Origin of the sequence: Janthinobacterium sp. NKUCC06_STL (genome assembly GCF_019345455.1) — a bacterium.
GTDB lineage: Bacteria > Pseudomonadota > Gammaproteobacteria > Burkholderiales > Burkholderiaceae_D > Janthinobacterium > Janthinobacterium rivuli.
On record NZ_JAHKQY010000047.1, the window covers coordinates 1 to 253 of the forward strand.

Genomic DNA, 253 nt, shown 5'->3' on the forward strand with positions numbered 1-253 from the left:
AATCCCCCTGAGATTTTACTAATTAGCTGGTAGGGCTGGTTGGACTCGAACCAACGACCCCCGCGTTATCAACACGGTGCTCTAACCAGCTGAGCTACAGCCCCAACGCGGTGCTACTACGACTACTGTTTCTTCTTAATTAAACAGCCGATAAGTGTGAACATTTGATGCGTGAACCAGTTACCTGATTCGTGCAAACTCTAGAAAGGAGGTGATCCAGCCGCACCTTCCGATACGGCTACCTTGTTACGAC

The 253-nt window shown here is 49.4% G+C and carries 1 tRNA gene; it reads right to left on the minus strand.

Features of this window, described 5'->3' with window-relative positions:
• Window positions 1-27: 27 nt before the first annotated feature.
• A tRNA-Ile gene (locus tag KO539_RS29935) sits at window positions 28-104 on the minus strand.
• Window positions 105-253: the final 149 nt, after the last annotated feature.